This window comes from Catenovulum sp. 2E275, assembly GCF_025515275.1.
Classification (GTDB): domain Bacteria; phylum Pseudomonadota; class Gammaproteobacteria; order Enterobacterales; family Alteromonadaceae; genus Catenovulum.
Genome location: NZ_JAOPFU010000028.1, coordinates 38,633 through 56,130, shown reverse-complemented (window position 1 = coordinate 56,130; position 17,498 = coordinate 38,633). Strand labels below are relative to the sequence as shown.

The following is a 17,498-nucleotide window of genomic DNA, read 5'->3' as shown; positions in this document are numbered from 1 at the left end:
ATCGAACTACTGCAAAAGAAGGCCTTAGTTGCAGCTAGGGCTTGGGTCTCACTTTACCTTAAATCATTAATTTGGTGGGGTTATTATCCATACAAACTGTTTAAGAGTGATTCTTAACGGTTGGCATTTTTAGTGTTAAATTTGAGTTGTGTATTGTGGTTGCGTTACTCACACTTTAACAGGGCGTTGAGCCTGTAGGAAAACTCATTGTTAATTTTTAAGCTTAAATTATTGTACAATAAATAGACTCAAAACGCTTTATTACGTAAAACCTTGATAGGTTTAATCGATTAAACAGCAAAACTTTTCGACGTAGCGAACGATTAAATTTTGAGGACGAGGTTTTTCTACAGTCTCGTTATACATTTTGGGAAGTTATGGAGTTTTCGATAAATCCGCACAGTGGAGTTGGCTCAATCAAATTAGGTATGCATAGAGCAGAAGTTCGTGAAATACTTGATGGATCATTTGATTCATCTAGAGGATCTCTCGATTATTATTTTAATGGCAGTCTTCAGGTTGAGTTTGAAAATGAATTAGTAAATTTTATCGGTCTAGCTCTAGATGAATCTTATGTCGTAACGTACTTAGGTGTTAATGTATTTGATGTAGAGGCTTCTGAATTATTTGCCTTAATAGCTGCTAATGAGCCATTGGAATATACATTCGACAAAGGCGAGTATGTTTTTCCTGAGCAAATAATAACGCTGTATGATGCTGATGATCAGTACGATTACTTAGGGAATCACCGAAGATCTATTTGGGGACAAATTGGCTTAGGTTCAAAGGCATACTTGAAAGCCATAAGTGGTGAATATCAATCGCATCAAGGCGGAAACAAAAAGCTTATAAGGGCGTTATGTGGTACGAGAGTATGAAGATTACCGAGAGCTTAAAAAGCCTGATCTTACTTCCTGTTCTAGTGATAGGGATGCCGGTCGTACTAATTTCTCGTTTTTTCGAGAGTAAAATTGAGAGAACGCCAGAAGAAGTGGAATCTGTATTATTTGAAATGGCATCAGGTAAAGTAAGCGACGATTGCTGGGATGATTTTCTCAGCATACCGATTAAAAACAAAAGCCTAGACAGAATTCGAGAACGCGTTGAAGTATTGTGGGCTTATGAGGAATACCAAAGAAAAAACAATAAGGGTTTTTACGTACTTAATGTAAAAGGCCTATCTGAAATTCAGGGTATTATTCGTGATTTACAAGCTATCAGAAGCACATAACAATTTGCTCCATTTGACGCTGTGCATGGCTTTCGGCCATTAATCCACAAAAATCTACTACAACCGCTGTGCAAATGTGCAAGGCGTTGAGCCTTTAGGAAAACTCATTGTTAATTTTTAGGCTTACTTTTTTGTACAATAAAGTAAGCCTAAAAATGCGTTGCTAGGTAAAATTTTGATAGGTTTTAACCATTAAACAGTAAAACTTTTCGACGTATGAACGATAAGTTTTTGAGGACGAGGTTTTCTACGGTCTTGTTATAAACTACTTTAAACATGGAGTCATGAGTGGAATTTTATAAAGCAAAAAGTTAGTTATAAATACTTTAGCCGAATATGGTCAGTTTGGTTGTGGCATTATTTCTCTTTAAAATCAAACAAAGGTCAGTCAGCAAGAATTTCTGGTTCGCAAATATGTGTGGCGGTAGTTGATGTACATGGGCGTTTAAATGGCTTTGCGCGTGTATTAACTGACTTTACTTTTAAGGCGCTCATCTTTGATCTCATTGTAGCTCCTGATCAAAGAAAAACAGGTTTAGGTAATAAGTTAATTAACCTAATCAAAGAGCATGAAAAATTAAAATCGGTTAAATGTTTTGAGCTATATTGTTTACCTGAGCTTGAGCCTTTTTATATCAATCATGGTTTTACCACTGACGTTGATAATATCAAATTAATGCGGTATGCAAACGTATATAAGACGCCTAAGGCTAAATAAATTTTGGAGAACGTAATGGAAATAGATGAAGATAAAATTGATGAGGCAGCATTAGCACTACTTTACCTGACTTTACATGATCACTATAGAGCATGGAAGGGGCTTGATGGGCTGTAACCAATCGCCTTTATGAAAAAGGGCTCATCTGCGCTCCAATAGGAAAATCTAAATCAGTTTTATTTACTGATGAAGGTTTACAAAAGGCGGAAGAATTATTCAAAAAACTTTTTACTAAATAAATCACAGTGCTGAATTGTGCTAAACAATCATTGAGGATATACGATTGTTTGAGGTGCGTTTATTTCTAGCCTGTAACAAACCAAGTCTCTAAGATTGGTTTGTTTGTGGATCGTGAGCGGGTCATAAAACCAGTAGCAACCAAGAGCCGCAATTAAATTAGCACATTTAGCCTTTTCGTCTTATCCAAAAATTGAATCGGGAAAATTAAGTTAATTTTCATCCACTTTGTTGGTGAATGCATAATAAATTAAAATATTTTCCTTTGTTGTTGAAAGCTTGTCCGTTATCAATTTGTGTTCACCCGGATTTAAAACGATTGTTTTATAATGCGAAGGTAAAATGGCAGCCATATTTTTATAACTGGTTATTTCTTGCTCTGCTCGAAAGTGGATAATAACTTGTACTATTTGAGTAAAGTCGGAATTATTAGCTAGTTCAAAGCTGTAGTTACAGGTTTGTGAGTTACAATGCCAAGTTTTTTCAGTAAGTGTAACGTCAGCATTGATATCGGATATTTGCTTACCGGCAATAAGAGCAATAATCAAAATAAAGCATACTAGAAAAAATCTTATCATTCTAACTAAGTCCCTGTTGTACAGCTTTGCTGTTTCATTTTATTTAGCCATACCTGTTACGCCAAAATTCGAGCATATATTGATTAATTTCCCATTGGTTGCCAACGGCTTGTTTGGTGTAGGGCAAAGTTGGCATATAAGGAAACGGGCCAAATTCTGGAGTCATGCTGAGTTTGCCTGTGCTTTGGCGTTTAATATCGACTACTGTATCCCACCACGCGACATGAGCGGCAAAGGTTTTTTGCCATTCGGGTGCTCGCGGATCATTAACCTGTGGACCATGGGTGAAACCAACACGGGAGTGAATATGATCGGTACGCTCAAGCGCCAGCTTTACTGCCGCTTTTTGATCATCCAGTAATGATGAAGCAACATTGACCCAATGTGAAATATCTAAAGTTAAACGCAAATCCGGAAACGCCTGTAAATAGCTTTGGCAAATATGTGCTGCAAATAAAATACGTGCTCTGTGCGTTTCATGGCATATTTGGATATTTGCCGCTTTGGTTTGAGCTGAGCTTTCGTTAAAAAATACGCTGGCTTGTTCAAACGTAAAATAATCGCGTCCGGTATGGCAATTTATTTTAACGGGATTTAACGCAATGGCTCGCTTTAAATCATTTTTAAAAATCGCAAAATGCTCGTTAAAATCTCCCTGATGCGCGCCAACTAATAGCAGCATTTTGAGATCGTATTTTTCAAGTGTATTAACGACCGCCCGTGTTTTATCGGGTGAGGGCAACCAGAGTTCAACACCATCGTATCCGGCTTGTTTGGTCTGATTACAAAATTCATCAAAACTGCCTTTATAACCCCAATTGGTCGCAAATATATTGAGTTCTAACGGTTTTTGAGTAGTTGCCAGTGCCGAATTTAATCCTAAGGCTGGTGAAAGCTGGCTGCCAATAAGTGCACTTGAACCTAGTGAATATTGTAAAAACTGACGTCGGTTAAACATAATTTTTGCTCGTAAATTAAAACAGTAAAAAAGGTACAATCAGAGCCAGAATAAAAGCCAGCACGATACGAAAAGACGACACAAAAAATAATTGTTCTGCGCCCGGTGCTTGTTGTGCCGGTTTTTTACCGGTTAGCATGGCTTTAACCAAATTTTGTTTTTTGACCAACACATAAAAAAATACAATAACCAGATGCAGCCAAATTAACCCCAGCAAAGCATTAAAAATCCAGCCGTGTAAAAAGGTAGCAAAATCAGAACTTTGTTTTACTACCCAATCGGCTAACGGACCTGAAAACCCAATATCGTCATTGGCAAATAAACCACTAATCACTTGGCTTAAAATCACCAGTAAAAAAATAATCACCATCCAGCCACCGGCCGGATTATGCCCTGCATGATAATCGTCGTGCCGGTTAAATGATTTGAGTAAATAACGTACTGCGTGCCACGGCCATTTGACAAAATCGCTGAAACGCGCAGTTTTTGCACCAATAATGCCCCAAATAAGGCGATAAATAATTAAAAACGCGATAAATAAACCCGAATATAAATGTGCATCTAGCCAACGCATTTCCATCGTTAACCAGCAACTAAAAATGGCGATAACTAATAGCCAATGAAAAGCGCGGGTGGAGATATCCCAAACTTTAACTTTGTTAGCCATGGTTTACTCCTTTAAGCTGAATATTATGTTGTTGGCAAAGCTGTTTTAATGGTTCTGAGATCAGCGTTTGTTCAATACTTAATGTTTTAAGCCGAGTTAACTTGGTAATTAATAAACTTAAATTATCCGGTGATATTTGAGCGCCCTGTAAATAAGCTTCGGTGAGATTATGCATGGCTAATAAAGTATTGAATGATGAATCTGTTAGCTGGCTGCTACGCAAATAAAGCGAACTAATAAACGGTGCTGCTGGTGCAATTTGCTGCATAGTTTGATCAGTAAATTCACCAGTGAAAGAGACATTGCTAAAGCGCAGTAAATGAGAGTCTCGGGCAATAAAGTTAAACGCGTGCGGAAAACTTGGTGCAAGTTCAGATAAAACCTGATTCACTGGTAATCGTGCTTGCTGTACCGCTTTTTTATCTAATAGCGGAATTTGTACCTCAACTATTTTTTGAGGGGCATCTGGAAAATCTGCCGCAGTTAATTCTGCGCTGGCACCTTTATTAATCCACATAGTTAATATTTTTAATTCATCTTCACTGGGTTTATCCCAACCCAACGGTGGCATTAAACGTTTGTCGTCTTGCGGCAGTTTCATTCGATTAATTATCTGGCTGCTGGCTGGCTCAAACGGCACTATGTTGTTTGTACTTTTGCCAGAATATAAAGTGTGAATAAAACTGTCGGTTCTGAGCCCACCTTTGCTTTTATCTATACCGTGGCAAGCCGCGCAGTATTGGTTAAAAATAGGTTCAACTCTTTGTTTATAAAAAGAATCATCTGCTAGTTTAATTTGAGGTTTTAAGCCTAGGCCGGTTAAAAGCTGGTGGCGGTTAACCGGATCATTTAATCCTAAAAATACCAATAATAGGCAGGTTATAATCGCAACATAAGTAAAATACTGCGCAGTGCCCAAACCTTGTTGATGAATTAGCCGGTTGGCTTTTAACTGCATGACATGCTCATTTAGATTGTTCATTTTTATTGATGTTATTAAGCCAGAATTTGTGAAACAACCCGATACGGGTTTACACCGGTTAGTCTCTGCTCTAAACCTTGATACGGGTAATTTAATGCATGAGAATCAAACCCTAATAAATAAAGTAACGTGGCGTGAAAATCATGCACAGATACCGGATCTTTAACCACTTCATAGCCCATATCATCGGTTTCTCCGTGGGTATAGCCGCCTTTTATGCCGCCGCCAGCAACCCAAACTGTATAGGCAGACGGGCAATGGTCACGCCCTAATAATGCAGCATTATCAGAGCCTCCGCGATTTTCTTTCATTGGTGTGCGGCCAAACTCACCGGCAAAAACGACAAGCGTATCTTCTAATAAACCAGATTGTTTTAAATCGGTTAATAAGGCTGAAATAGGCTGGTCGATTTGTTTGCATTTGTCTTTAAACCCCATATTTAATGCTTCGTCTTTAATAACGCCGTGGCTGTCCCAACCCCAGTCAAATAATTCAATAAAACGCACGCCCCGTTCAGCTAATCGTCTTGCGACCAGACAATTTTTTGCAAAACTGGCGCTGTTCGTATCTGTGATTGCATAATTTTGACGGGTTGCTTCGGTTTCCTGATGTATATCAAATGCATCTGTAGCTTCTAATTGCATTCTAAAAGCCATTTCGTATTGGGCGGTGCGGGTAATGGTTTCGGGATCGCCATATTGCTGATAAGTATCACTATTGAGCGCATTAATGGCATCTAGCATATTGCGCCGTGCATTTCGGCTCACACCATCCGGATTATCCAAATATAAAACGGGTTGTCCTTGTGAGCGGCATTGCACACCCTGATAAACACTGGGTAAATAACCTGAACCCCACAAAGCTTTACCGCCGGATGGCAATGCGCCGCCAGATGCCAGCACAATATATCCGGGCAGGTTTTGGTTTTCTGTACCTAAGCCATAAGTTGTCCAAGAGCCTAACGAGGCATGGCCTAATTGCACTGAGCCGGTTTGCATTAATAATTGGGCTGGTGCGTGGTTAAATTGGTCGGTATACATAGATTTTATAAAACAGATATCATCTACGTGTTTCGTTAAATGTGGCAATCTGTCAGACAGCCATGCGCCGCTTTGACCATGTTGTTTAAAGCTAAATTGCGGTCCCATTAATTTAGGCACACCGGTTAAAAAAGCAAAACTTTTGCCTTCTAAAAATTCTGCCGGGCAATCTTTCCCGTCAAACTTTGCCAGCTCAGGTTTATAATCAAAAAGCTCTAGCTGGCTGGGAGCGCCTGCCATGTGTAAATAAATAACTCGCTTAGCTTTAGCCGCAAATTGTGGTGGCAGCGGCGATAAGGGGCTTTTAGGATCTCGGCCAAAATCAAGGTGTGCAGTGGCAGCATGTGCTTGGTTTGCCCCAAATAATCCGCCAAACTGAGATAAAAATGCGGCGCCACCAAAACCGGCTGCACCTTTTAAAAAGGTACGGCGGGTTTGGTTTTGTAGCTCGGCTAAATGCTGTTCCAGTTGATTAAATCGTTGAAAATGTTTCATTATTTTTTACCTGTTTAAACTGGTATCCAGATTCATTATAGTGGCTGCCAGATCGGTCATTGCGGCAAGCTCAGGCTGAGTTTTATCCTGATGTAATTTAATCGCCTGCTGATAGCTTTGAGTTAATACATTGATTTCTTTATCTGTTGCTGGACGACTGGCAAGGCGTAAAAACCCCTGATTAATAGCAGCATTTAAATGTTGTTGCTGTTTGGTTTTTAATAATATGTCAGCCAATGCTTGGGCAGCTTCGTGGTAAACCACATCATTTAGAGTGACCAGTGCTTGTAGTGGGGTATTGGTGGTAAACCTTTGCGGCGCACTAATAATATGGCCGGTATCGTCAAACGTGATAAAACTTGGATAAGGCGAGGTGCGTTTATTGTAGGTATAAATTGCGCGGCGGTATCTGTTTTCGCCAGTTGCTTCAACCCACTTTTGTTGATTATAGACAGTTTGCCAAACACCATCCGGCTGGGGCGGCATCACAGATTCACCAAATTGTTTGTCTGATAATAATCCCGCAGCAAATAGAGCCTGATCTCGGATCATCTCAGCACTTAACCGCTGGCGTGGGCCACGGGCTAAATAGGTATTATTTGGATCTTGCGATTTTTTATCGGCTGTGGCGATTGCACTTTGGCGATAAGTTGATGATAAAACAATGGTTTTGGCAAGTTGCTTAATATCCCAATTTAAGTCTTTTTGAAAATAAACCGCCAGCCAGTCAAGTAATTCTGGGTGGCTTGGCTGCGCTCCAATACTGCCAAAATCACCTAGCGTTTTCACTATTCCCTGACCAAAAAACTGTGCCCAAATTCGGTTTACAGCCACTCTTGAGGTTAATGGCTGGTCATCATCAAAAAACCATTTTGCTAAATCAAGCCGGTTAGCCCGCTCGGTTTTAGGGTTTAATTGACTGCTAAAAACGGCCGGTGTTAAAGGCAAAATGTCGTTTGCTTCTTTGTCTGTAAAATTGCCTCGGGTAAAAATGCGGGTTGAACGACGCTCTTGGGCAATTTGTTCCTGCATCACAGGCAAACTCGCTGCTGCTGTCTGGTTTATGGTCAGATTTTGAGCTTTAGCTTGGGCCAATAATGCTAAGGGTTTTTGGGGGGCTGTTGAGTCACTGACAGTAAGTTGTAATTGTCTTAAATAATAAGGTTTTTCACCACGGCTATGATCTTTTTGTAACTGATACAGCGAAAACGCCAGTTTATCACCGCGGTTCAGTTCAATTGGCTTTGTTAATAGGGCATAACTGCTAACCTGAGTATGCAATAAATGAGCGCTTAACCCTGTATACCAGCCTGAATCATAGTGAGTTTGGGCGCTGGTTTTTTGGTGATTGCTTCGGCGGCTATATAAATCCAGCATTTGATTAAAACCATAAACCGAAGCCGGAATAAATTGTTGAATTGCAACCGGCTGTTGCTCACCGTTGTGGCGAATAATTTTAATGTCGACTTTTTCAACCGTAAAACCATCTTGCGGGGTATGAATCGCTTTGGCTGGGTCAAGCGGAGCTACATTAAACTTGATGGCTGAAATAGTTTGTTTGCCATTAGCTGGCTCGGCTTCAAGCTGATAAACCCCAAGCGCTGGAATGGCTAATTTAGGCTCGGCTAATTCACCGTTTGTGATATTGAGTGGGGTTACACTATCTGGCAAATCAGCTTGTATTGCTGACTTTTCAGCCGTTTTAGCCAAGCGGTAAGCATTAAAAATGTTGTTGTGTTTATCCGTTAACTGTTTGCAGCTCTTTGCTAGTTTTTTGTTATTTTTTGAACAGTTCTGGAGCTGGTTTTGCAACTCTGGATTAAGTGATCGCCAGTCATATTCTGCAATTGCCAGCTGCGCTAACGGTTTATTGATTTGCGCTTTAGCTAAATTAACGGGTTGCCACTGGCTATTATTTTGCCAACTGGTTAGCTCAGCAAATAACTTGGTGCGGGTATGCTCATACGCTTGCTGGACATTAAATAAAGCCTGACGTTTATTTTGATCATAGGCAAATTTTAAATTTGGGCTGTCGTCGCGTCGGTCTGCATCTTCAGAGGTATTAAAAAAGGCCAGCGAATTAAAATATTCGGTGTGAGTAATTGGATCATAAGGATGCGCATGACACTGAACACAATTCATGGTAATGCCATTTAGTGCAATCCAAGTGGTTGCGTTTCTGTCCATGACTGCATAAGTCCGGTATTCCTCATCATCAGTCCCGGCTTCGTCATTTGCCGGAGTTAACCGGTTAAAAGTGGTGGCGACAACATCATCTAACTCAGGTTCGGGTAATAAATCACCGGCAAGTTGTTTAATCACAAATTGATCGTAAGGCATGTTCTGATTAAATGCGCGAATTAACCAATCACGATAAGGCCACGAATCTCGGTGTTTATCCCGTTCAAAACCACGAGAATCAGAATAACGGGCTAAATCCAGCCAAACACTGGCCCAGCGTTCACCATAATTTTTAGTGCTCAATAAGCGGTCAACTGTAGCTTCAAATTTATTGGGATCGGTACTGGTAACAAATTGATTAATTTGCTGCTCGGTTGGCGGTAAACCTGTTAAATCTAAACTGGCACGTCTTAACCATTGGCTATCGCTGGCAACTGGATTAGGCGTTAATCCTTGTTCAGTCATTTTATTTAAAACAAATTGATCAATTGGATTATTAATCCAATTTTGATTATCAGTTTGTGGTGGGGTAATTATTTTTGGTGGAATAAAAGCCCAGTGTTCTTCCCACTGTGCCCCCTGATTTATCCAATCTTCCAATAATTGAATTTCGTTATCTGACAGGGCCGGGCGCTTATACGGCATTCGTCTGGTTAAATCTTTAGACTTTATTCGCTGAATAAACTCGGATGCTTTAGCATCACCCGGCACTATATTCAGTCGCCCAGAATTACCACGGGCCAAAGCTTCGTTACGGTAGATATAAGAAATGCCGCCTTGTTTGGTGACTCCGCCATGACAGCCCACACAGTTTTTATTCAAAATAGGGCGAATTGACTCGTTAAAACTGATTACTGGCGTATCTGAACGGTTAGTGTCTGCCTGATTACACGCCGTTAATGCAATAGCCGAAAAAACCAGTAATAAACGGTTTTTTATGAACCAAGTCGAATTGAATAGTTTCACCACAACTTATACCTTATTTCCCCTAATCATTTGAATATGTATTAAAAAAGTAAATAATATTTGGGTAGTTGTTTTTATTAGGTGAATTAATTTAACATAAAAAGACGGTTTTTGTTAGTTATTTGATTGTTAGTGAGTGAATTATGTTTTTTGATCTCAATTGTTTGAGAGTTAACAGGCTTACATGTAAGCCTGTTAGATAAATGGCGTTAATTATGTTCAAAGCCAATTACGTTAATGTTATTGATCGCTGGCATGGTAAGATGGTCTGCACTAACTTGATTTAATTTAATATTTTTTACTGGTGCATCAGCTTGTGCTTCAATTTTGCAGATAAAATCGGCTTGTTGTAAATGAATATTTTCAAGCTGAATATTTTCGATTTGAGTTAAGCGCACTTCATAAGTTGGGACTAGATCTTTCCACTGGTATAACACATCGGTTTCTATTGCCAGAGCGCCACCTTTTACCGCTTTCACTTTTATGTTGCTGACATAAATATTTCGGACAAAACCGCCGCGTCGCTCGTTGGTTTTTAATAGCACCATATTGCCGGTGCCGACTGTATATTGAGTGCCATCTTCAAATTCACAGTCGTGAATATACACATTTTCAATCCCACCAGATAGTTCGCTGCCAAGTGCAACCAGTTGATGTGCGCGTTTAATTAAACAATTTCGCATCACTAAATTTTTAGTTGGGGTATTTAAACGCCAAGCATCCTGATTGCGGCCGGCTTTGATTGCAATGGCATCGTCACCTTGATCAAATATGCAATCCTCAATCAGCATATTTTGGGTCATTTCTGGGTCTACACCATCATTGTTATGTCCGTGAGCTTTTACTTTTACCCGACGGATCACCACATCGCTACACAAAAACGGGTGCAATACCCAAAACGGACTATCTTCAATTTCAATATCTTCAATTAAAATGTGTTTGCAGCGATTAAACTGAACAAAATGAGGCCTTAAATTAGCACCTTCAAATACCATCTGGCGTTCTATTAAAGGCTCGTTTTTCGACATTTGATGATACAACTTGGCCAAAGCCTGCATGTGAGGTTCGGGTCTGGCATACCAAATTTGCCAAATATCTAATTTAGCTTTGAGTTTACCTTGTCCACTAATGACAATGTTTTCACATTCATACGCATAAATTAAAGGGGAATAGTTGTAACACTCCATGCCTTCCCAAGTGGTTTTTACTGCCGGTAAATAATCGTTTGGATCTTCGGAAAATAATAAAATAGCGCCTTGCTCAAGATGTAAATTAATATGGCTTTTTAAATGAATTTTGCCACATAACCATTCACCTTGCGGAATCAATACTCGCCCATGTACTTTATTTGCTAATTCGATTGCACTGGCAATTGCCTGATTATTTTTTAGTTTATTATTTGGTTCGGCACCAAAATCAAGGATATTAAAAACCGGAGCTTGGCTAAAATCCGGCACTTTAATTACAGGCATTGCAAACGGTGCGTTGACTTGAATCTGTTCCATAAAAGTTAATTTTTTTAGTAAGAAATTATATCTTTGTTATATTAAAGCAATATCAGTCAAACTCAATCACTACTTTAACTAACTTTTTCTCTGTTGGAAGAATGCTTGATGCTGCGACAAATGGTTTTGATGTATGATCGCATGGATGTGAGAAATAGTATAAGCAGGAGCAGTTATATTTTTTCACCGGCTGAAATCAAGTTTTGAGATTGCATGAGTATATAAATGACAAATAATTATCATTTATATACTTCTGTGTTGGAGTGCTGGTGGTTTTAAATTTACGGTTTTTCCATAACTGAAGCTGCCATCAATACTGCCATATAACCATGTGCATATTGTTTGTCACCTATCGTTGGCACACTAACCGGGCGTTTGTTTAGATAATCCTGATAGGTGTTTTGTGGACTCATCCCCGGAGCAAAACCGTTTATTTGTATTTGACCATCTTCTGCTGTACTGATTGCAGTTTTTAGAGCTTGCCAGCCTTTTAAAGTTGTTACTGTATAAGCATGATCTAACAAACCCAAGTTGATACCTTTTTGGAGAGCATAAACGATCATACCTGTTGCACTTGACTCGGGGTAATTAGCTGGATCGGTATGTTTATCAAGCACCTGATGCCAGAAACCCGTATTAGGGTTTTGCGTTGCTCTAATGCCTTCTGCCAATTCAGAAAATAATATTTTAATTTTTGGATAAGCAGAGTGTGAGGGTGGCAATACTTCGAGTATGTCGACTAATGCCATTGCGTACCAAGCTGATGCCCGTCCCCAAAATTGAGTTGCAGTACCTGTGATTGGATGAGCCCAAGGCTTTTCTTTATCGTAGTTCCACGCATGTAGTGGTAGCTTATATTTAATATTAAATGAGCGCTCAGATACGAGCAAAATTTGCTCTACTGATTTGTTAATTGCTATTTGGTCTTGGGCTAATAAACCGTAACGAATTAAAAACGGGTAGGCCATGTATAAACCATCAACGGATGCGACATTTTTATATTTATCGACGTTTTTATGCCAATATGCACCGTCGGGTGTTTTGTTAAATGCAGAATTTTCTGAGAGCAGGTGATCTCGCATATTTTTAGCGGCCTGTAGGTATTTTTGCTGGCCGGTTTGCCTATACAAAAATAAACAAATTATGCCTGGATGAATTCCGTCTAGCGTATTTAATAAGCCATTTATTGAGCCGTCTGCCAGAATATAACTATCAGCATAAGCTTGAATATATTTAAAATAAGTTTGGTTACCTGTATTGTGAAATATTTTTTCCATACCATGCATAATGACACTATTTGAGTGATCCCAGCCATGATGTGTAAGTGCATCAATTGTTGGTTGGTATCGGGTAATAATTGCATTAGAGGTATCTTCGCCTAAAGTGCCAGCGGTGGCATTTTTGTGCAATATTAAAATAAATAGAATGGTTAATTTAAAAGTGAGTTTGAGCATCATAATCCCTGTTGTTTTATTTTGATTTGATAATGTAAATTTTTTGTTTCAAATTCACAATAAGAATAAAAAAATAGACATTATAAAATCGTATTATGGCTACAGGAGATGATTTTTTGAGCGCTAATTCGTTTTGTGAAAGGCCTTAGGTTTAATAGGTTATTTATAATCAGCTATCTCACAGTTTTTAAACTGGCCTAGTTTTAAGTAAATAACAGCACCTTGCTCTGTGGCACAAATAGGTGATGCATTTGGGTTGGCAAGTCGCAGCCAGCTGCCGTTTGGAAAATCTGCCTGTTTTGTACGGAGTGCACCGGATACCACTAGTATTTCAGCATTTTGATTGTTTAAAAGGTTAATTGTTTGTGTTGGTTTGAGTTTTAACAAGCTAACTGTTTCTGTATCTGATTGATATAAAAGACAACTATTTATACTGTTAGTCGTTTGCCATAGGCTTGGATCTTGAGTATTTATTTTGACTGTTTGCGTATCTGAGCTATCCATTTGTCTGAGTTTTACAAAAATCCGTGCACCGGTTTGGCTAAAAGGCTGATGGCTTGAACCGGGTGGGTTCCTAAGATACCAGCCAGCCGGATAATCGCCATTTTCATCTGAAAAGACACCGTGTAATACTAAAATTTCCTCTCCTCCCGGGTGCAGGTGTTGAGCAAAATTTGAGTCTGGTTGATATTCTACAATGCTGGTTGCACGGGCTTTTTCGTTGCCGATTCTGTCTAGCATTATTCTATTAACCCCTGCCTGAGGCGATTTGCTCCACTCAAACTGATTTGGTTTAAGCGATACATTTTTTGAAAAGTCGGCATTTAACAACATAAACAACCTCTAAGTGTAAGTTAACGCTTGCTTTTATTATGGATGAAAAGATATTTTAACTCATCAGCCTGCCAATTAAAGTATGGATAACAAATGACCACTGAAAACAGCGTATTACCTTTTGATAAACCTGCCGAATTAACTGAGCAAGAACAACAAAATAATATTTGGCGGCTGGCAATTGCACAAGCTTTAGCTGGAGCTAACTCTGTTGTGATTTTTGCAGCGGGCGCTATCGTTGGTAATAATCTTGCACCATCCGCTATGCTAGCGACTTTGCCTATTTCTATCTTTGTGGTTGGTATGGCTGCTTGTGTTTTCCCCGCAGGTGAAATTGCCAGATTATTTGGCCGCCGGATTGCCTTTTTAGTTGGCTCAGGTGCCGGTGTTTTAACCGGTTTATTTGCTATGTTAGCTGTTTTTATGGGCTGGTTCTGGTTATTTTGTGCCGCTACATTTTTAGGCGGCGCTTATGCGGCTGTTGTATTATCCTTTCGTTTTGCTGCTACAGATGGTGTCTCCGCTAAGCGTCAGCCACAAGCTTTATCATTGGTGATGGCTGGTGGTGTATTGGCAGGTGTGATAGGGCCACAATTAATTACATACACTATGCATTTGTGGCCAGGACACACTTTTGTTGCCACGTTTTTAACCCAAGCTGTGGTTGCCGCTATAGCAGCGGTGATTTTATGGAGCGTAAAGCTACCCGAGCTGGTCACAGTAAAAAATAACACAGGCAGAGCATTAACTGAGATTATTCGTCAGCCCAAATTTATCGGTGCGGTTATATGCGGTGCAGCTTCTTACACCATTATGAACTTTTTAATGACCGCCGCGCCGCTGGCAATGCATATTCATGGACATTCACAAGAGGCTGCTAATTTGGGCATTCAATGGCATGTGATTGCTATGTATGCGCCAAGCTTTTTTACCGGTAAATTAATTAGCCGATTTGGGGCAATTGGGATTGCAGGTGCAGGTATTTTATTAACTGGAGTGTCAGCCATTATTGGCTTAGAAGGCACTGATGTAACGCATTTTTGGTGGATGCTGATTTTATTAGGGGTAGGCTGGAATTTTGGATTTTTAGGGGCTTCGGCTTTAGTTTTGCAATGCCATAGGCCTGAAGAAAAAACGCGAGTACAATCCCTTAATGACTTTATTATTTTTGGATTAATGGCAATTGGATCGTTTTTATCCGGTGGGATTTTAGCCACATACGGCTGGAACTTTGTATTATGGGTTTCATTTGGTCCGTTGCTTGTTGCTATTTTAACCTTAGGATTAATTTTAAAGGGAAAAAGCTGAGTTGTAGTCGAAAATAGCTGGCTGGTTAATATTATGATGTGCAGATGGGTTAATTTATTTAGGTTTTTATATTTTAGGGAGAAGTTTAGCACAAGGTCGGGGGTGTTGGGATTGCTTCATCTTTGGGCATATCTGCTGGTGCGTTAGTACATACTATTATCGCTGCTGTGGGGTTATCGGCATTAATTATGGCTTCGGCCACTGCTTTTTTTATAGTTAAAATGGCTGGAGCTATGTATTTAATTTACCTTGGCGCTAAAATGCTTATACACAAATCAGAACTAACGGATACGATTTCTAACTCTGCAACTGGCTATTCAACTGCTTTTAAACAAGGTTTAATTACGAATGTATTAAATCCCAAAGTCGCTTTGTTTTTTCTGGCTTTTTTACCTCAATTCATTAGTCACGACAGCCAGTCCCATTTGTCCAGTTTTATGATTTTAGGTCTTACTTTTGTGATTACTAGTAGTATTTGGGGATGTTTTTTAGCTTGGTCGTCTGCCATTTTAAGTCATAAATTAAGAGCAAACCCTAAGATATTAAACTATATCAATAAATTTACTGGTTTTTTGTTGGTTGGTTTGGGCATTCGCCTACTTGTTAGTGATAAAAGTTAACAGACAGAGCGATTTATACACTGTCTGTTATGTTTATCTATAATTTTAAAGCGCTAAACTAACAATGGATTTAGCGGGTAGCTCAATAATGATTTTACCATTTTGCCAGCTTGCTTGATTGAAGCTTTGTAGTTTTACCTTAGTAGGGTTGTCAAAGCTGTTAAAATCGTCCATTTTATCTGCGGTTAATAACTGGCCTTTAATCGACTTTTGCTCGAAGCCAGTTAAATTTAAGCTTAATTGTACAGCCTCATCTGGATTTAAATTAGCCAGAGATATATGCACTTGTCCGTTTTTATCAACCGATGCTGTCGCGCTTACATTCGGTACACTAACACCGTTATGTTGGTATTGATTCGCCGATATGGTTAACGGCAGAGCTTTGGCGTCCTGATGTACTTTGTACATATCAAATACATGGTAAGTCGGGGTTAACAAAATTTTATCTTGGTCGGTTAATATCATCGCTTGTAATACATTGATCATTTGCGCAATATTCGCCATTCTTACCCGCTTTGCATGCTGATGAAAAATATTCAGAGTCACTGCGGCCACCATTGCATCACGCAGGGTATTTTGTTGCCATAAACCGCCCGGACTATCTGGTGCGTAGTCGTACCAAGTACCCCATTCATCTACTACCATTGCCACTTTTTGCTGTGGATCGTATTTATCCATGATTGCACCATGTTTACGGATTAATTCATCTATTAACAATGCACGTTGCATGGTTGAGATCCATAAATCTTCATTAAATCCAGTTGCCTGACCTTTTTTGCCCCAATCGTTGGTTGGCAAAGTGTAAAAATGCAAAGATAAACCATCCATCAGTGGTCGGTCTGTATTATAAAGTAAAGGGGATGTTTTACCGGGTCGCCACATCATGGCTTTTTTCATCACGGTTTCTGTCCATTCATAATCATCTGTATCTGCACCTGTGGCGATTAGCTGTGGTCGATTACCACGTGGTGCAGATGAACGCACATAACCTTGATATTTACGATACTGATTAGCGTATTCTTCGGCGTACATATTACCGCCGCAGCCCCAGTTTTCGTTACCTATGCCAACATAATCTAGTTGCCAAGGTTCTGTTCTACCATTTTTTGCCCGTTCAGAACCTATCGGGGAATCTGCATCCGTTGTCATATATTGCACCCATTCGCGTGCTTCTTGTACTGTGCCTGAGCCAACATTAACGGATACAAAAGGTTTGGCACCAATTTGTTCAATAAAATCCATAAACTCATGTGTACCAAAGGTATTAGGTTCAATTTGTCCCCAGCTTACATTGAGTGACGGCTGGCGGGTTTCACCTATGCCATTGCGCCAGTGATATTCGTCAGCAAAGCAGCCTCCCGGCCAGCGTACAACGGGCACTTGAATATGTTTAAGTGCTGCGACTACATCGTTTCTAATGCCACGTGTATTTGGAATCGGCGAATCTTCACCTACCCAAACCCCCTCGTAAACACCGCGGCCTAAATGTTCCATAAATTGACCATATACTTCTTTATGAATCATTGCGCCGGGTTTAGAGGCATCTATATTCACTGTGATTGTTTTGTTGGGTGCTGCGCTGCAAGCCTGTATAAAAGATAAGCCGCTAAGTGCTGCAGCCAGTGCTAGTTTTTTCATTGGTATACCTTTGTTTAGTTGCCATTTCCATAAAGTTTTGAACGTCTGAGTGCACCTGTAGATCGGCGTTTACGCCGATCTACAGT

General features: G+C 39.7%; 16 protein-coding genes. 6 read left to right on the top strand and 10 right to left on the bottom strand.

Annotation, left to right across the window (positions count from 1 at the left end; all coding sequences use genetic code 11):
• Window positions 1–377: 377 nt before the first annotated feature.
• From N7931_RS13105 to N7931_RS19615, 4 genes are all read left to right on the top strand, one after another.
• Entirely contained in the window at window positions 378–878 is a 501-nt protein-coding gene (locus N7931_RS13105) for a hypothetical protein (protein ID WP_262794678.1), read from the top strand.
• Window positions 875–1,231 (top strand): hypothetical protein, encoded by a 357-nt coding sequence (locus N7931_RS13100; RefSeq protein ID WP_262794676.1) that lies wholly within the window; start codon window positions 875–877, stop codon window positions 1,229–1,231. The genes N7931_RS13105 and N7931_RS13100 overlap by 4 nt, the downstream gene beginning before the upstream one ends.
• A gap of 349 nt (window positions 1,232–1,580) precedes the next feature.
• Entirely contained in the window at window positions 1,581–1,949 is a 369-nt protein-coding gene (locus tag N7931_RS13095; protein WP_262794675.1) for a GNAT family N-acetyltransferase, read from the top strand.
• A gap of 143 nt (window positions 1,950–2,092) precedes the next feature.
• Window positions 2,093–2,188: a DUF6429 family protein gene (locus N7931_RS19615; protein WP_410369355.1), complete on the top strand. Its 96-nt coding sequence runs from the start codon at window positions 2,093–2,095 to the stop codon at window positions 2,186–2,188.
• A gap of 210 nt (window positions 2,189–2,398) precedes the next feature.
• On the opposite strand, the gene N7931_RS13090 is transcribed toward N7931_RS19615, so the two are convergent.
• The 9 genes from N7931_RS13090 to N7931_RS13050 all read right to left on the bottom strand — a co-directional run bounded on the left by N7931_RS13090 (window position 2,399) and on the right by N7931_RS13050 (window position 13,846).
• Window positions 2,399–2,764 carry a hypothetical protein gene (locus tag N7931_RS13090; RefSeq protein WP_262794673.1) on the bottom strand — a complete coding sequence of 122 codons (366 nt, stop codon included), beginning with the start codon at window positions 2,762–2,764 and terminating at the stop codon, window positions 2,399–2,401.
• A 43-nt stretch (window positions 2,765–2,807) separates the two neighbouring features.
• Window positions 2,808–3,722 carry a sugar phosphate isomerase/epimerase family protein gene (locus tag N7931_RS13085; RefSeq protein ID WP_262794672.1) on the bottom strand — a complete coding sequence of 305 codons (915 nt, stop codon included), beginning with the start codon at window positions 3,720–3,722 and terminating at the stop codon, window positions 2,808–2,810.
• Between the two features lie 16 nt (window positions 3,723–3,738).
• Window positions 3,739–4,389: a cytochrome b/b6 domain-containing protein gene (locus N7931_RS13080; RefSeq protein WP_262794671.1), complete on the bottom strand. Its 651-nt coding sequence runs from the start codon at window positions 4,387–4,389 to the stop codon at window positions 3,739–3,741.
• Window positions 4,382–5,347 carry a c-type cytochrome domain-containing protein gene (locus N7931_RS13075; RefSeq protein ID WP_262794670.1) on the bottom strand — a complete coding sequence of 322 codons (966 nt, stop codon included), beginning with the start codon at window positions 5,345–5,347 and terminating at the stop codon, window positions 4,382–4,384. The genes N7931_RS13080 and N7931_RS13075 overlap by 8 nt, the downstream gene beginning before the upstream one ends.
• Before the next feature lie 38 nt (window positions 5,348–5,385).
• Window positions 5,386–6,906 carry a DUF1501 domain-containing protein gene (locus N7931_RS13070; protein ID WP_262794669.1) on the bottom strand — a complete coding sequence of 507 codons (1,521 nt, stop codon included), beginning with the start codon at window positions 6,904–6,906 and terminating at the stop codon, window positions 5,386–5,388.
• 6 nt (window positions 6,907–6,912) lie between these two features.
• A complete protein-coding gene (locus N7931_RS13065) occupies window positions 6,913–10,056 on the bottom strand; it encodes a PSD1 and planctomycete cytochrome C domain-containing protein (protein WP_262794667.1) in 3,144 nt (1,047 codons plus the stop codon).
• A 206-nt stretch (window positions 10,057–10,262) separates the two neighbouring features.
• Entirely contained in the window at window positions 10,263–11,558 is a 1,296-nt protein-coding gene (locus tag N7931_RS13060; RefSeq protein WP_262794666.1) for a glycoside hydrolase family 28 protein, read from the bottom strand.
• Window positions 11,559–11,839: 281 nt separating this feature from the next.
• Window positions 11,840–13,015 (bottom strand): glycoside hydrolase family 105 protein, encoded by a 1,176-nt coding sequence (locus tag N7931_RS13055; RefSeq protein WP_262794665.1) that lies wholly within the window; start codon window positions 13,013–13,015, stop codon window positions 11,840–11,842.
• A gap of 156 nt (window positions 13,016–13,171) precedes the next feature.
• Complete coding sequence (locus N7931_RS13050) at window positions 13,172–13,846, bottom strand: cupin domain-containing protein (protein WP_262794664.1); 675 nt, start codon at window positions 13,844–13,846, stop codon at window positions 13,172–13,174.
• Between the two features lie 93 nt (window positions 13,847–13,939).
• Here N7931_RS13050 and N7931_RS13045 point away from each other — a divergent pair, with 93 nt between their 5' ends.
• Both N7931_RS13045 and N7931_RS13040 read left to right on the top strand, forming a co-directional pair.
• Entirely contained in the window at window positions 13,940–15,154 is a 1,215-nt protein-coding gene (locus N7931_RS13045) for an MFS transporter (protein ID WP_262794662.1), read from the top strand.
• 110 nt (window positions 15,155–15,264) lie between these two features.
• The gene (locus N7931_RS13040; protein ID WP_262794680.1) at window positions 15,265–15,774 is read left to right on the top strand and encodes a LysE family translocator; all 510 of its coding nucleotides are present in this window, start codon (window positions 15,265–15,267) and stop codon (window positions 15,772–15,774) included.
• A 45-nt stretch (window positions 15,775–15,819) separates the two neighbouring features.
• Here N7931_RS13040 and N7931_RS13035 read toward each other — a convergent pair whose 3' ends face one another.
• Window positions 15,820–17,412, bottom strand: a complete 1,593-nt coding sequence (locus N7931_RS13035) for an alpha-N-arabinofuranosidase (protein ID WP_262794661.1) — start codon at window positions 17,410–17,412, stop codon at window positions 15,820–15,822.
• Window positions 17,413–17,498: the final 86 nt, after the last annotated feature.

What these genes read in the sequence shown, in the direction of transcription:
- N7931_RS13060 (WP_262794666.1), bottom strand. Translation starts at nt 11,558, where the DNA reads ATGGAACAGATTCAAGTCAACGCACCGTTTGCAATGCCTGTAATTAAA.
- N7931_RS13080 (WP_262794671.1), bottom strand. Translation starts at nt 4,389, where the DNA reads ATGGCTAACAAAGTTAAAGTTTGGGATATCTCCACCCGCGCTTTTCAT.
- N7931_RS13050 (WP_262794664.1), bottom strand. Translation starts at nt 13,846, where the DNA reads ATGTTGTTAAATGCCGACTTTTCAAAAAATGTATCGCTTAAACCAAAT.
- N7931_RS13105 (WP_262794678.1), top strand. Translation starts at nt 378, where the DNA reads ATGGAGTTTTCGATAAATCCGCACAGTGGAGTTGGCTCAATCAAATTA.
- N7931_RS13070 (WP_262794669.1), bottom strand. Translation starts at nt 6,906, where the DNA reads ATGAAACATTTTCAACGATTTAATCAACTGGAACAGCATTTAGCCGAG.
- N7931_RS13045 (WP_262794662.1), top strand. Translation starts at nt 13,940, where the DNA reads ATGACCACTGAAAACAGCGTATTACCTTTTGATAAACCTGCCGAATTA.
- N7931_RS13035 (WP_262794661.1), bottom strand. Translation starts at nt 17,412, where the DNA reads ATGAAAAAACTAGCACTGGCTGCAGCACTTAGCGGCTTATCTTTTATA.
- N7931_RS13090 (WP_262794673.1), bottom strand. Translation starts at nt 2,764, where the DNA reads ATGATAAGATTTTTTCTAGTATGCTTTATTTTGATTATTGCTCTTATT.
- N7931_RS13085 (WP_262794672.1), bottom strand. Translation starts at nt 3,722, where the DNA reads ATGTTTAACCGACGTCAGTTTTTACAATATTCACTAGGTTCAAGTGCA.
- N7931_RS13100 (WP_262794676.1), top strand. Translation starts at nt 875, where the DNA reads ATGAAGATTACCGAGAGCTTAAAAAGCCTGATCTTACTTCCTGTTCTA.
- N7931_RS13075 (WP_262794670.1), bottom strand. Translation starts at nt 5,347, where the DNA reads ATGCAGTTAAAAGCCAACCGGCTAATTCATCAACAAGGTTTGGGCACT.
- N7931_RS13055 (WP_262794665.1), bottom strand. Translation starts at nt 13,015, where the DNA reads ATGATGCTCAAACTCACTTTTAAATTAACCATTCTATTTATTTTAATA.